The following is a 13,726-nucleotide window of genomic DNA, read 5'->3' as shown; positions in this document are numbered from 1 at the left end:
TTCGTGTGCACTCGTTGCCGTTCACGGGTCACTCTGTCGTTGCTGCGCTGCCGCCAAGATACGCGGCGCGGACCCGGCTGTCTTGCGCCAGATCCCGGGCTGGCCCTTCCAGTGCAATACGGCCGCTTTCCAGCACGTAGGCCCGATGAGCGATGCGCAGCGCCTGACGAGCGTTCTGTTCGACGAGGAGGATCGATGTGCCTTCTTTGCCGATGTCGGCAATCATGCTGAAAATCACGCGAACCAGTTTCGGCGCCAGTCCCATGGACGGTTCATCCAGTACGACTATGCGAGGCCGCAGCATCAGGGCGCGTGCAATCGCGAGCATCTGCTGCTCACCACCGCTGAGAGTCCCCGCCAACTGGCTGCGCCGCTCGCCAAGCCGCGGAAAAGTCTGATAGACCGTGTCCATCCGCTGCGCCATCACGGCAGCGTCGCGCCGGATCAGATAGCCGCCGAGCTGCAGATTTTCCTCGACCGTCAGCGCGCCGAACATGCGGCGGCCTTCCGGCACGTGACCGAGACCCAGCGCCACGATCTGATGAGCACGCAGTGCCTTCAGCGGGTGCCCGGCCATCACGATCTCTCCCGCCCGTGGGCGAATCAGGCCGGACACGGCCCGTAGCGTGGTGGTCTTTCCCGCCCCGTTGCTGCCGAGCAATGCAACGATTTCACCTTCCCCCACGTCGAGAGATATGCCATGCAGAACCTCTACGTTCCCATAGCTCACATGCAGATCGCGGATTTCTAGGAGTCCCACAGCGATGCCTCCCCGGCAGCATCGTCGGCGGCCTCGTCTTTCCCGGCCGTACCGAGATAGGCGTCGATCACACGCGGGTTAGCCTGGATCTCCGACGGCAGACCCTCGGCAATGATGACGCCATGGTCCATGACGATAATTCGATCGGACACGCCCATCACCAGCATCATGTCGTGTTCGATCAGCAGCACCGTTACGCCGAGATCCCGGATACGCCGGATCAACTCCATCAGCGCGTGCTTCTCGGTCGGGTTCATTCCTGCCGCCGGTTCGTCGAGCAGAAGCAGGCGCGGGTTGCTGGCCAGCGCTCGGGCAATCTCCAGCCGGCGTTGATCGCCATAGGGCAGGTCGGCCGCACGTTCGCCCGCCCGAGCGGTGAGGCCGACGAAGCCGAGCCAGCCCATGCCTTCCGTCGCGTGATCCGCTGCCTCGGCACGCGCGGAGGGCCACGCGACCAGCTCGGCCCAGAGCCACGTCCGAAGCCGATGATCCATGCCGATCAGCACGTTCTCGAGGGCCGTCATGTTGGCAAACAGGCGGATGCCCTGAAAGGTGCGCGCAATGCCGCGATGGACAATGCGATGCGGTGCTCCACCGACCAGTGAGGCGCCCCGCCAGAGAACCTGACCGCCGGTTGTGCGGATCACACCGGTGAGACAGTTGAACACCGTTGTCTTGCCGGCACCATTCGGGCCGATCAGGCTGACAATTTCACCACTCCGCACGGTGAAACTGACACCGCCGACTGCCAGCACACCGCCGAAACGGCGTTGCATGTTGCTCACATCAAGCAGGATTTCATCGGTGACAGTCTCCCGGGGCAACGGCGTTGCCGCGCCGCCGGCATCCTTGCGCGGGGGCGCCACGCGGCGCAGCGGCGCCGGCCATAGCCCTTGCGGCCGGAGCAGCATCAGGATCACGAGCCCGATCGCAAAAGCGAAGATGCGCCAGAGATTGAGGAAACGCAGCATCTCGGGCAGCCCGGCAACAATGACGGCACCCAGGATCACGCCGGGAATGCTGCCCCGTCCGCCGAGCACGACAACGATCAGGATGGTGACGGACTGCAGATAGGTGAAGCCGGTCGGGTCGATGGTCCCGAAGCGCGCGGCGAACAGGCTACCCCCTAAACCGCCGATCAATGCGCCCATGACGTAGGCGAGCAGTTTGACGCGTAGCGTTGGCACGCCTACGGCCTCGGCCGCGTCCTCGTCCTCACGGATGCTGGTCCACGCGCGACCGAGGCGCGACTGGCCAAGCCGGATCGCGAACACGAGCACCAGCACGAGGAACGCGATGCCCAGTTCGTAGACCGCGCGCGGCGAGCTGATCTCGTAACCGAACAGGCTTGGGCTCTCGATGCCGTAGATGCCGTTCGGGCCGCCCGTAATTCTGAGGTTCGTGGCAACAATGCGCGTGATCTCACCGAACCCAAGCGTCACGATCGCCAGATAGTCGCTTCGCAGGCGCAGGGTAGGGTAGCCGATGACGATACCCGAAGCACCGGCAAACGCCAGGCTGAACGGCAGCGTTTCCCAGAACGAGAAGTGCAAAAGCGTTTCCAGCAGCGCCGTTGTGTAGGCGCCGATGGCGAAGAAGGCCGCATAGCCCAGATCCAGCAGCCCTGCATAACCCACCACGATGTTCAGCCCGAGACCGAGGATTGAATAAGTGGCGATGGTCAGGCCCACATCGACGATATAGTTGCTGGCGACAGCCGGCAGCGCCACGGCGGCGACAAGAAGAGCGACGCCGGCAGGGCGAGACCAACGTGATGACGCCTGCAGGGTGCTCATGGGTTACATTCTCTCGACAACGCGTTCGCCGAATAGTCCGGTCGGTTTGATCACGAGCACGCCGATCAGCACGCCGAACACGAATACATCGGTCCATCGTGACGAGACATAGCCGGCGCCGAAGGCCTCGAGCAGGCCGATCAGGATGCCGCCGGCCATGGCGCCCGGAATATTGCCGATGCCCCCGAGAACCGCTGCGGTGAAGGCGCGCAGGCCAAGCACGAAACCCATGAAGAAATTGATCTGTGTGTAGTAGAGCCCTTCCATGACGCCTGCCACGGCAGCCAGCGCAGAGCCCAGGAAGAAGGTCAGCTGGATCAGCCGCTCGACATCGATGCCCATCAGACGTGCCGCGTCCTGATCGATCGCCAGCGCGCGCATTGCGGTGCCAATGAACGTTCGGTGTACGAAGAAATACAACGCGAGCATCAGCGTGAAGCTGGCCACGATAATGCCGATCTGCGCGAAGGTGATCTGCACGCCGTCAACATCGAATCCTGTGTGGCTGAGCACGTGAGGGTAAGTGTTGAAGCCGGCGCCGTAGAGCAGCAGCACACCGTTTTCCAGCGCCAGGGAGACGCCGAGTGCCGTGATCAGAATTGACAACCGCGGGGCACGCAGCAGCGGCTGGTACGCAACCCGCTCGATCGCGAGGCCAAGTGCCCCTGTGACCGCCATCGAAGCCACAAGGGTAATGAGCAGGGCCAAAGCGAGCGGCACATGCGCTGCGGCAAGCGCTGTCAAACCGGTCCAGCCAATGAACGCACCGACCATGAACAAGTCGCCGTGAGCGAAGTTGATCAGCCGGATAATCCCGTAGACCATCGTGTAGCCGAGGGCGACGAGGGCATAGAACGAGCCGATCGTCAGCCCTTCGATGACGAACTGGAGGAAGGTGCTCATGGCTTAAGCGCGGTGGTCAGCGCGCGACTACTTCATCGCCATCCAGTGTCCGCTTGCATCCTGTCTCTGGTAGGGCGCGAAATTACCGTCGCGAACAATGATGGTGATGTACACCGCCACGCTGCGGTCACCCTTCGGATTGAAGCCGATCGTCCCGGTCGCGCCCGCGTAGTTCGAGATCTTGTGCAGGGCAGTCGTGATCGCTGCGGGCGTCGCCGATTTTGCGTCCGCGATCGCTTTCGCCGTGACCCCGACGGCATCGTATTCGTAGACTGAATACGGGCCCGGGCCTTGCCCGTAAGCTTTCGTATAGTCGTCGACGTAACCATGCGCGGCGCTCAGGAACTGCGCCAGCGGTGCCGTCGTAATGATCATGTCGTTGGCGGCGGGGCCGGCTGTTTTCATCAGCGTGGGGTCATTGGTGGCGTCGCCGCCCATGAAGGTCATCTTCAGGCCCACTTGCCGCGCCTCCTTCACCAGCAGACCCGCTTCGGAGAAATAGCCGGTGTAGTAGATCACGTCCGGTTTCAATGCGGCGACATGGGTCAGCGTTGGGGAGTAGTCCATCTGACCGGGCGTGATCGCGTCATCGTAGACGACATCGACGCCGTCCTTTTTCAGGGCTTCGACGGTGTTGTCGGCCAGGCCCTTGGAATAGGTCGTGTTGTCGTTGATCACGGCTGCGCGCTTAGCATGCAGAGAGTTCTTTATGAAGCTGGCTGCAAACGGGCCCTGCTCGTCGTCGCGGCCGATTGTGCGGAACACGTTGTCGTAGCCCATCTCGGTCAGCTTGGGATTGGTCGACGCATCCAGTACGTAGGGAATCCCGGCGCGATGAAATGTCGTCAGTTCCGGTAGCGCCGCGCTGGAGCAATATCCGCCGGCCACTGCGACGACCCCCGCATCGACCAGTTTTTGTGCTGCTTGCACCGCTGTTTGCGCGTCGCAGGCGTCGTCCTCCGGCACTATTTCGATCTGTTTGCCGAGAACGCCGCCAGCCGCATTGATCTTGGCGGCCGCAAGCTTGGCGCCATTGACGATGTCCGTTCCGGCGTTGGCACTGCTGCCCGACAGCGGTACGGGCACCCCGATCTTAATGGTCTCGCCCTGGCCTTGCACCAAACCTGGGGCCATGCCAGCGAGTATGGCCAGCGCGGCGACTGCCGCCAATGTCGTTTTCCGAAAGACGCGATCAGCGCCGGACGTGTCATTGTTCTGAGCAATCATGTTAGTGACTCCTTATTGTGAAAGGGATCGGATCGATCCGCCACACGGGTTTGCCGGTGGCGTCAGAAAACAACTGAAAACTTACGTTCGTATGCACGTCAGGACCCGCCGGCTCAATCGGCTGAATACGGCGCTCATCGCCGCGCAATCATGAAAGCACTCCTTTCATGATAGGTCTCACCGCACGTTTGGGCCGTATAGGGTATCTGCGTATAAAACCACCATGCAAAAGTGTCGACAACATCGTATTTTTGAAAGACAAGCGGTTTTGCATGGGACCAGAGTAAGCGCTAAAGCGCTAACTCTGGCCGACCGCTTTGCATGGGGCCGGAGTAAGTGCTAAAGCACTAACTCCGGCCGACAGAGGAGTCACGCATGAAAAGCGTTGTGCTGGGGGGCGGGATCGCGGGCGTCACGGCTGCCTATTACCTCGCGAAGGAGGGGCGCGAGGTGACGGTGATCGACCGCCAGCCCGGCGTAGCGTTTGAAACCAGCTTCGCCAACGCCGGTCTGGTCGCGCCGGGGCATTCGTATACGTGGGCGTCTCCGCGTGCGCCGAAAATCCTGCTGAAGTCGCTCTTCGTCGAGGGGCAGGCGCTGCGACTCAAGCTTAACGCGGACCCTCGCATGTGGATCTGGTGCTTCCAGTTCCTGCAAAACTGCACGGCGGAGCGCTCGCGTCAGAACACCACACGCAAGGTCAGGCTTTGCCGCTATGCACAGAGTCAATTGCAGCAGCTCACTGTGGCCGAACGCCTGGAATACGATCGGATCAGCCGCGGCTTGTTGTATCTCTATCGAGACGAAGCTGCTTTTGCGCGAGGCACGCAAAATATGTCGATCCTCGCGGACAACGGGTTGCAGCTCGAAACGCTCGATGCGACACAGGTGGTCGCGCGGGAGCCGGCGCTTGGGCCAGCGCGTGACAAGATCGCCGGCGCGATTTATTGCCCAACCGATGAAAGCGGCGATGCGCGTTTGTTCACATGCGCTCTGAAGTCGGCGTGCGAGCGCCTGGGCGTTCGTTTCGAATTCGATACGGCCATTAGCGCTATCGAGGCGACCGGCGACCGGGTCATGGCAGTGCGTACTCCGGCGGGACTCGTGCAAGGCGACGAGTTCGTTCTCGCGCTCGGCTCCTGGTCGCCCATTCTGGCGCGGCCATTGGGCTATCGGCTACCGGTTTACCCGGTCAAGGGTTATTCGGCCACATTCCCTATTGGGCCGAACCATAGTCCTCCGACGCTGGGCGGTGTCGACGAGAACAATCTTGTGGCATGGGCGCGTTTTGGCCAGCGGCTGCGCTTTACCGCGACTGCCGAGTTCGCCGGTTACGACACTCGCCACACGCCCGCTGACTTCAGGCAGATGCTGCAGGCCGCACGTGAATTGTTCCCGAATGGCGCCGACTATGAGAGCCCGTCGTACTGGGCGGGTCTGCGCCCCATGACACCCGAGGGGACGCCGTTGATCGGCCGCACCCATCACAGGAACCTGTATCTGAACACGGGCCACGGACACATGGGATGGACGATGTCGTGTGGCACCGCAAAACTGCTGGTCGACATCATGACCGGCCGCCAGCCCGAACTCGACATGACAGGGATGACACTGAAATGAGCACGATACCCCTGCAGGACACCCTCTACACAAAGCTTGATTTCGCTCTGGACGACGGTATTTGCCGGCGTGCCGCCATTGGCCTCGTGGTGCTCGCTACCGACCATACGATCGAACACGAGTGGCGCCACCTGCTGACGCAGGACGGCGTGGCGTTCTACGAAAGCCGTGTGCTCAACTCACCCGACATCACGCCAGAACGGCTGGCGGAAATGGAGGGGCGTATCGCGTCGGCGGTGGCACTGATTCGTCCCGAAGAGCGGATCGATGTGGTGGCGTTTGGCTGCACGTCGGCATCGATGGTGATCGGCGAGGACAACGTGTTCGCCCGCATCCACGAAGCGCGTCCGGGCGTCGCGTGCACCACGCCGATTACGGCCGCGTTTGCCGCGCTAAGTGCACTGGGTGTTGAGCGCGCCGGGCTGTTGACGCCCTATGTACGCGATATCAACGACTATATGAAGGCCTACATCGAGCGCCGTGGCGTCCGCATTACGCGCATAGCGTCGTTCGAACATATGAACGACAACGAGGTGGCGCGGATAGACGCGGCCTCCTTGCGAGCTGCCGTCGAGCGCCTTGCACAGAACCCTGACGTGGACGCTGTTTTTGTGTCATGCACGAGCTTGCGGATCGCCGAGCTGATTCCGGAACTTGAGGCGAAGATCGGCAAGCCGGTGATATCCAGCAACTTCGCGATGGCCTGGCACGCGTTGCGGCTCGCAGGCGTGGAAGACCCCGAGCCTCATCTTGGGAGGTTGTTCGCGCTGTGACACGTTGAGTTACTGGCAACGTTTGCTTTCGGAAAGCGGAGCGCACTCCCTGCGCGTACTCTCAACGTATTGCGTTGAGCAGACGTTCTTTTAGTCCCACTCAGAAAGTCACTTCTGACCCTCGGGCCGCCCGGCGCCGAGCGCTTCGAGCAGCGGCCGGAGGGCATCGAGTTCCGAGCCGAACCCGCTCCAGTCTCCAGCCTTCAGGCGCTCGATAGCGCGGTCATAGTGCGCCAGTGCCTCGCGGGCGCGCGCGTCCGCCGTTCCCCGGGGCAATGACGCCGGGGCGGTTTCCTTGAAGAGCGCCGCCAGGGCTTCGCCCAGGGTCTCCTCCATCACCACACGGTCACCATAGGCCGCGATCACCCGCTTCAACTCGGGTAACTGACCGGACGCCGCGCGTAAGTAGAGCGGGGAAATATAGAGGATCGAGTTCTCGATCGGCACGACCACCAGATGGCCGCGAATGACCCGCGAACCCATCTGGTTCCACAGCGAGATCTGCTGCGAGATCTCCGTATTCTGCTGGATGCGCGCCTCGATCTGGAACGGCCCATAGACCAGCTTCTCCTTAGGGAACGTGTAGACGATGAGCTTGCCGTACTCGGGCGGATCGCAACGCGCCGCCAACCAGGCGATCATGTTTTCGCGCTGGCTGGGCACCATTGGCAGCATGAGGACGAACTCGGCGCGCGGCGCCCCGGGGAGCCGCATGATTGTGTAGTAAGGCGTCATCGGCATGGAGGCATTCCCGCCGTCGATGCCGGCCAACTCCCGCGGAAACTGCCAGAGATCCTCGCGGTTGTAGAAGACCTCCGGTGCATCCATGTGGTAAGCGCGGTAGAGCCGCGCCTGGATCAGGAATAGATCTTCGGGGTAGCGGATATGCTGCTGCAGGTCGTTTGGCATTGCCTCCAATGGCTTGAACAGACCCGGGAAAATGCGCTGGTAGGTTCGCAGGATAGGATCGGCGGGATCGCTGACATAGAAGTCGACCGTGCCGTTATACGCATCGATCACCACCTTGACCGCGTTGCGGATGTAATTGCTGCCGTCGCTGATACCCGGCTGAGCGTAGGGGAACCAGCTGCTGGTGGTATAGGCGTCCTGCATCCAGAAAAGGCGCCCGTTGCTCACGACAATATACGGATCATGGTCGAGAGTGAGGAACGGGGCGATCGTACGCACCCGGTCCTGAATGTTGCGGTGGAACAGGATCCGGCTTTGGTCCGTGATGTAGCCAGTCAGCAGGATGTTGGGATCGTCGAACTGCCAGGCGAAGAGGCTGCGTCTCGCGATGCCACTGACAGCGACGCCGTCGCGTCCGCTGTAAGTGGTGTAGACGTTGTCCTTTCCCTTGGGGTAATCGAACTCGGGCACGCTGCCCTTCACGATGACATAGTCCTGATCGCCCCCACCGAAATAGAGGCGCGGTTCGCGGATGGCCGGGCCACCGCTGGCGACGGGCGGAATATCCTGCAGGTAGAGGGAAGGTAAGCCTTCCGTGGATTTCTCGGTGACCGGCGACATCACCACGCCGTTGCCGTGGGTGAACAGGAGATGCAGGTTCACCCAGGTCTGGGCATTCGCCGGCAGCATCCCCAACTCTAGTTCGCGCGCTGACAGCATCACCTGCCGGTAGCCGGCGTCAAGCGGGTAACGGTCAATATCCACGGAGAGAAACTTGTAGTAGGTCCTGATTTCCTGCAACTGGGCGTAGGTATCCATCAACGGCTGCACATCCCACAGGCGGATGTTGTCGATGGTCGCGCTATTGGCTTGCAGCGAGGCGAGATTCAGCCCCTGCTCTGCCGGAAACGGTTTCACCGCGATCTGCTCGAGGCCGTAGGCTTTGCGCGTCAGCGCGATGTTGTGTTCGATATACGGCGCCTCCAGTTGTAGCTCGCTCGGCTTGACATAGAAGCGCTGGAACAGGGCCGGGTAGATCAGGGCAAACGCAAACGAGCTGCCGAACACCAGCAGCGCCGAGGCGGCAAGAATCCGATAGCTCCGCCAGCGCATATTGGCCCACGAGGCGACAGCTGCGGCAGCGGCAACGCCGACGAGCAGCCACAGGACCGGCAGCTCGACGTGGACGTCGGTGTAGCTGGCGCCAACCACGACACCGTTGTCGTCGTACAGCAGCAGGAAGCGGTCGAGCACGTAGGACCAGGCCTTCAGTACAAAGAACAAACCGAGCAGTGCCGAACCTTGAACGGCGGCGGCGCGCGAGAGTCCACGCGGCAACTGCTCGAGTGCGATGTCGCCGCGTATTCCGTAGACCATGCCTGCAATAGCCGCGCTGCAGAAGAGCAGCTTCAGCAGCCAATTCTTGAGCGCAATATAGGCGGGCAGCGAGAAGAGATAGAAGCCGATGTCCTTGCCGAAGATCGGATCGCGCTCGCCAAAGGGCACCTGGTGAATGAAGCGAAGCGCCATGTCCCAGTTCGAAATTTCTCCAACGGCGATGAGCAGCCCCAGGACGATAGCAACGGCGGTGATCGCGGCGCGCCAACGGATGCGCGGCGCGACCCGGTCGGCCAGTTCGCTGATGGCCGCCGATGGACCGAACGAAAAAGCTGCTGACGCCTGGGAGGGTCTGAAGTTCCTCCCGTAACGAAACGCGAGGAATCCCGACACCCATATAGCGCCTGCCGATACGGCGAACACGGCGACAAAGAGAAGCGCCTGCGCGGAAAGAACCGTCCAGAAGACGTCGGCATAGCCGATCGAAGAAAACCACAGCCAGTCGACGAGGACGCCGGTGATTTGCCCGACAACAATCAGGCAGACGATGACGGCGGCAACCGTGATCGCAGTGCGTCTCCAGCGCGCGCCTGACCTCACTTGCGACCGCATCGATCATGCTCCTTTGCTGGCCCTGGCCCCTCAGCCATGGCCGGCGGCGACCCGTCATTGTCCTGACAACCCGACCGGCACGCCCCTCACGGTTCCGTGCCCTCGCCATGCTTTTTATGCTGCGACGCCATTCGCTCTTGCTGAGCGGGCGGCGCCGGATCGTAGTGGCTGAGCTGGATGTTGTAGTTGCCATGTCCGCCAGCGAGGGCGTTCAGGCGCGACTGATAGTCGTTTAGTTCGGACAGCGGCACTTTCCCCGCGACGACCACGGCGTTGCCGGCGGCCGTGCGCGTGCCATGGACTTGTCCACGCTTCGCGGACAAGTCGCCGATGATGTCGCCCATCGCCGCCTCCGGCGTCATCACCTCGATGTCCACGACGGGCTCGAGCACGATCGGCTGGGCTTTCAGCACTGCATCGATGAAGGCCTTGCGCCCCGCAGTGACGAATGCGACTTCCTTGGAGTCGACTGAATGGCTCTTGCCGTCGAAGACGGTGACTCGCACGTCCTGCATCGGAAAGCCGGCGAGCGGTCCGCTCGCGATGACCTGGAGGACGCCCTTTTCCACAGCGGGAATGAACTGTCCGGGGATGGCGCCGCCCTTGACGGCGTCGACGAACTCGAAACCCGTGCCGCGCGGCAGTGGCTCCACGCGCAGCATCACTTCGCCGAATTGCCCCGCGCCGCCGGTCTGCTTCTTGTGGCGAAAATGCCCTTCGGACTTGGCGCCGATGGTTTCCCGATAGGCGATCTTCGGCGGCCGCGTGATCACCTCGAGCTTGTACTGCTCGGACAGTCGCTCCAGCATGTGACGCAGGTGCAACTCGCCCAAGCCACGCACCACCGTCTCGTTAGTGCCGACCGGGTGTTCGATGCGCAGGCAGGGGTCCTCGGCCGTCAACTTTTGCAGTATTTCCCAGAGGCGCTGCTCGTTGCCCCGGCGCGCCGGCTCGATCGCCAGGCCGTAAATGGAGGTGGGAAAGTCGAGCGGAGTCAGGTGGATGTTGCCGTCTTCGGGAGAGTCGTGAAGCACGGCGTCAAAACTGATCTCGTCGACCTTGGCCGTCGCGCAGATATCGCCTGGACCCGCTTGGGTGACGTCCACGTGCTCCTTGCCCTGCAGCATCATCAGATGGGCGACCCTGAACGGCTGGCGAGCGTCACCAATATAGAGCTGGCTATCGCGCCTGATCGTGCCCTGATGGATGCGAAACACGGCCATCTTGCCGATGTACGGGTCCATCACGATCTTGAAGGCGTGCGCCAACACATGCTTGTCGGCGTCCGGCTCGGCGCGCACGACTTCCCGGCGGCCGCCGGCATCGCGGAAAAAGAGCGGCGGGTTGCCTTCCATGGGGTTGGGCAGGAGCCGGACGAACACGTCGAGCAATTCCGCGACGCCCGCGCCGTTGACCGCCGACGTGAAGCAGATCGGCACCAGATGACCTTCACGCAGCGCCCGCTCGAAGGGCTCGTGCAACTGCTCCGGGCTGATGGCCTCGCCTTGCTCAAGGTAAAGCTCCATCAAGGCCGGGTCGATCTCGACCACTTGATCGACCAGCGCATTGTGCGCTGCCGCAACCGAGAGGAAATCGGCGTCACCAGCGGGGTTGAAAAAGCAATCCACCACTTGGCGGCTGCGCTGCGCCGGCAGGTTGATTGGCAGGCATCCCGTGCCGAAGGTTTCCTGAATGTGCGTCAAAAGCCCCGGAAGATCGACTTTTTCGCCATCGATGCCGTTGACGATGATCATTCTGCAGAGCTTGCGTTGTTCCGCCCAGGCCATCATGCGGCGGGTGTTCATTTCGATGCCGGTCTGCGCATTGATCACGATGGCGGCAGTCTCCACCGCGGGCAGGGCGCTGATCGACGGCCCGGAAAAGTCCGGATAGCCCGGCGTATCCAGCAGATAGATGCGTGTATCGCGGTAGTGCAGATGGGCGATGGAGGAATTCAGCGAGTGGTGATATTTGCGCTCGAGCGGGTCGAAATCGCAGACCGTGGTACCGCGCTCCACGCTGCCGGGCGCGTGAAGCGCGCCGCCCTGATACAGCAGCGCTTCGATAAGCGAGGTCTTGCCGCACCCGGCCTGCCCGACCAGGGCGATGGTACGGATAGCATCGGGGCTGTAACGCATGGCCGCCCTCGTCCAGTCGTGGATGTGGGGCCATTATTGGCGAAAACGGACCCGTGTGCCATACGGGGTAATCGCCCGTTCGTCCGTTTATGGCCAAGCCCGCGCAGTCACAGCGCCGCCGTCAGCCTATTTTTCACACGCGTGCGAAAGCGAACTATCCTTAAAGGATCGCGCGAAATAATCTCCCGTTTCCTTCTTTTCCAGAGGAGGTGCGTCATGTCAATGTCTGCCATTCTCGAGGACTGCTTGCGCAGCAAGGGCTCCCGATACGAAATTGTGCATCATCCGTACAGCCATTCCAGCATCGAAACCGCGGCGGCAGCGCATATTCCCGGCGACCGCCTCGCCAAGACAGTGCTTTTTGAAGACGAGCACGGCTACGTGGCGGCCGTGCTGCCATCGACCTACGCCGTGCGGCTGTCCGAGCTATGGGCCAAGACCGGGCGCCGTCTGCAACTGGCCAAAGAGTTCGATCTGCGTGAGTTGTTCAAGGATTGCGAGGTGGGGGCGCTTCCGCCGGTATGTACGGCCTATGGCATGCAAACCTATCTTGACGAGAGCCTCGCCAGTCAACCGGACGTCTATTTCGAGGCCGGCGATCATGAAGAACTGATTCACATGGGTACGGATCAGTTCCTGGATCTGATGGACCGGGCCGAGCGGGCACGCTTCGCCCGTCGCATGCAGGGTATGCCGAGCTGACCGGCGCTCGTCTGATGCGGCAAGGCTTGCGCAGTGCGGCATAAAGCGCACTGCGCCACCCAACCTTTGCGCGAGGCAGATCATGCAACCCAGCGATACGGTCTTGAAGCAGGTGATGGCAGCCTTCGAGCGCGAATCACACCTGAAGCTCCACAATCATCCCATTCATATGAGTGTCGACGGCGATACCTTGACCGTGGCAGGCGAGGTGCCGGATGTCGGATCCAAGAAACGCCTTCTTCAATTGACCCAGCTACACAGCGAGGGGAAGCGTCTGGTCGACCAACTGCGTGTCACCGCCAACCCGCCGATCGGCGATGGAGAGCTGCGCACACGTATTTGCGAACGGCTGGCGCAAACGGTGGATTTCCGCAACTGCGTAATCTGTGCGCGCGTCAAGGGCGAGCTTGAAGTTTTGCGGGGCACCATGGACCTGGCTGGCAACGACGGCAGCGGCGTCATGGAAGTGACGGTCGAGGACGGTGTGGTGACCTTGACGGGGCAAGTGATCAGCTTGTCTCACAGGCGCCTGGCGAGCGTGACTGCGTGGTGGGTCGGCGGTTGTCGCGACGTAGTGAACTTGCTGGAGTTGGTGCCCGCCGAAGCGGACGGCGACGATGAAATTTCCGAGGCCTTGCACCTGGTGCTGGAAACCGATCAGCGTGTGCGCGCCGAGCAGATCACCATCAATGTGGAAAACCATAAGATCACGCTAGCGGGTTGGGTGGCAACCGAAGCCGAAAGACGGCAGGCGGAACAGGACGCCTGGTGTCTGGATGCTATTGAGGGCGTCGTCAATCACATCCAGGTGCGGGCCTGATCTGACTGTAGGCTTGCGTAGCGCTTCTTCCGCAGGTAGACGTCTGCTCTGCGATCGGGCAGGTAGACGCGTTGCGTCCCTGGCAAGCACGGCTATGCGCCAGCGTGGCTGTTGCGACCGTCGGCGGG

10 protein-coding genes are annotated in these 13,726 nt (G+C 61.9%); 4 read left to right on the top strand and 6 right to left on the bottom strand.

Annotated elements, in window-relative coordinates:
• Positions 1-28: 28 nt before the first annotated feature.
• Genes SBC1_RS10485 through SBC1_RS10470 form a run of 4 tightly spaced genes read right to left on the bottom strand, consistent with a single transcriptional unit; the run spans position 29 to position 4,686 of the window.
• Positions 29-760 (bottom strand): ABC transporter ATP-binding protein, encoded by a 732-nt coding sequence (locus SBC1_RS10485; protein WP_165091876.1) that lies wholly within the window; start codon positions 758-760, stop codon positions 29-31.
• On the bottom strand, positions 748-2,556 hold the full coding sequence (locus SBC1_RS10480) for an ATP-binding cassette domain-containing protein (protein ID WP_165091875.1): 1,809 nt from the start codon (positions 2,554-2,556) through the stop codon (positions 748-750). The genes SBC1_RS10485 and SBC1_RS10480 overlap by 13 nt, the downstream gene beginning before the upstream one ends.
• Positions 2,557-2,559: 3 nt before the next feature.
• On the bottom strand, positions 2,560-3,459 hold the full coding sequence (locus SBC1_RS10475) for a branched-chain amino acid ABC transporter permease (RefSeq protein ID WP_165091874.1): 900 nt from the start codon (positions 3,457-3,459) through the stop codon (positions 2,560-2,562).
• A 27-nt stretch (positions 3,460-3,486) separates the two neighbouring features.
• A complete protein-coding gene (locus SBC1_RS10470) occupies positions 3,487-4,686 on the bottom strand; it encodes a branched-chain amino acid ABC transporter substrate-binding protein (protein WP_165091873.1) in 1,200 nt (399 codons plus the stop codon).
• 375 nt (positions 4,687-5,061) lie between these two features.
• Here SBC1_RS10470 and SBC1_RS10465 point away from each other — a divergent pair, with 375 nt between their 5' ends.
• Positions 5,062-6,306, top strand: a complete 1,245-nt coding sequence (locus tag SBC1_RS10465; protein WP_165987602.1) for a D-amino acid dehydrogenase — start codon at positions 5,062-5,064, stop codon at positions 6,304-6,306.
• A complete protein-coding gene (locus tag SBC1_RS10460; protein ID WP_165091869.1) occupies positions 6,303-7,079 on the top strand; it encodes an aspartate/glutamate racemase family protein in 777 nt (258 codons plus the stop codon). The genes SBC1_RS10465 and SBC1_RS10460 overlap by 4 nt, the downstream gene beginning before the upstream one ends.
• Before the next feature lie 108 nt (positions 7,080-7,187).
• Here SBC1_RS10460 and SBC1_RS10455 read toward each other — a convergent pair whose 3' ends face one another.
• Entirely contained in the window at positions 7,188-9,938 is a 2,751-nt protein-coding gene (locus tag SBC1_RS10455; RefSeq protein WP_165091867.1) for a UPF0182 family protein, read from the bottom strand.
• Between the two features lie 86 nt (positions 9,939-10,024).
• Positions 10,025-12,076 carry an elongation factor G gene (gene fusA / locus SBC1_RS10450; RefSeq protein ID WP_165091865.1) on the bottom strand — a complete coding sequence of 684 codons (2,052 nt, stop codon included), beginning with the start codon at positions 12,074-12,076 and terminating at the stop codon, positions 10,025-10,027.
• A gap of 216 nt (positions 12,077-12,292) precedes the next feature.
• On the opposite strand from fusA, the gene SBC1_RS10445 reads away from it, so the two are divergent.
• A complete protein-coding gene (locus tag SBC1_RS10445; RefSeq protein WP_165091863.1) occupies positions 12,293-12,778 on the top strand; it encodes an aminoacyl-tRNA deacylase in 486 nt (161 codons plus the stop codon).
• Between the two features lie 82 nt (positions 12,779-12,860).
• The gene (locus SBC1_RS10440) at positions 12,861-13,598 is read left to right on the top strand and encodes a BON domain-containing protein (protein WP_165987600.1); all 738 of its coding nucleotides are present in this window, start codon (positions 12,861-12,863) and stop codon (positions 13,596-13,598) included.
• Positions 13,599-13,726: the final 128 nt, after the last annotated feature.

Origin of the sequence: Caballeronia sp. SBC1 (assembly GCF_011493005.1) — a bacterium.
Lineage (GTDB): Bacteria > Pseudomonadota > Gammaproteobacteria > Burkholderiales > Burkholderiaceae > Caballeronia.
The sequence above is the reverse complement of the archived record's forward strand: the minus strand, read 5'-3'. Positions and strand labels throughout refer to the sequence as shown.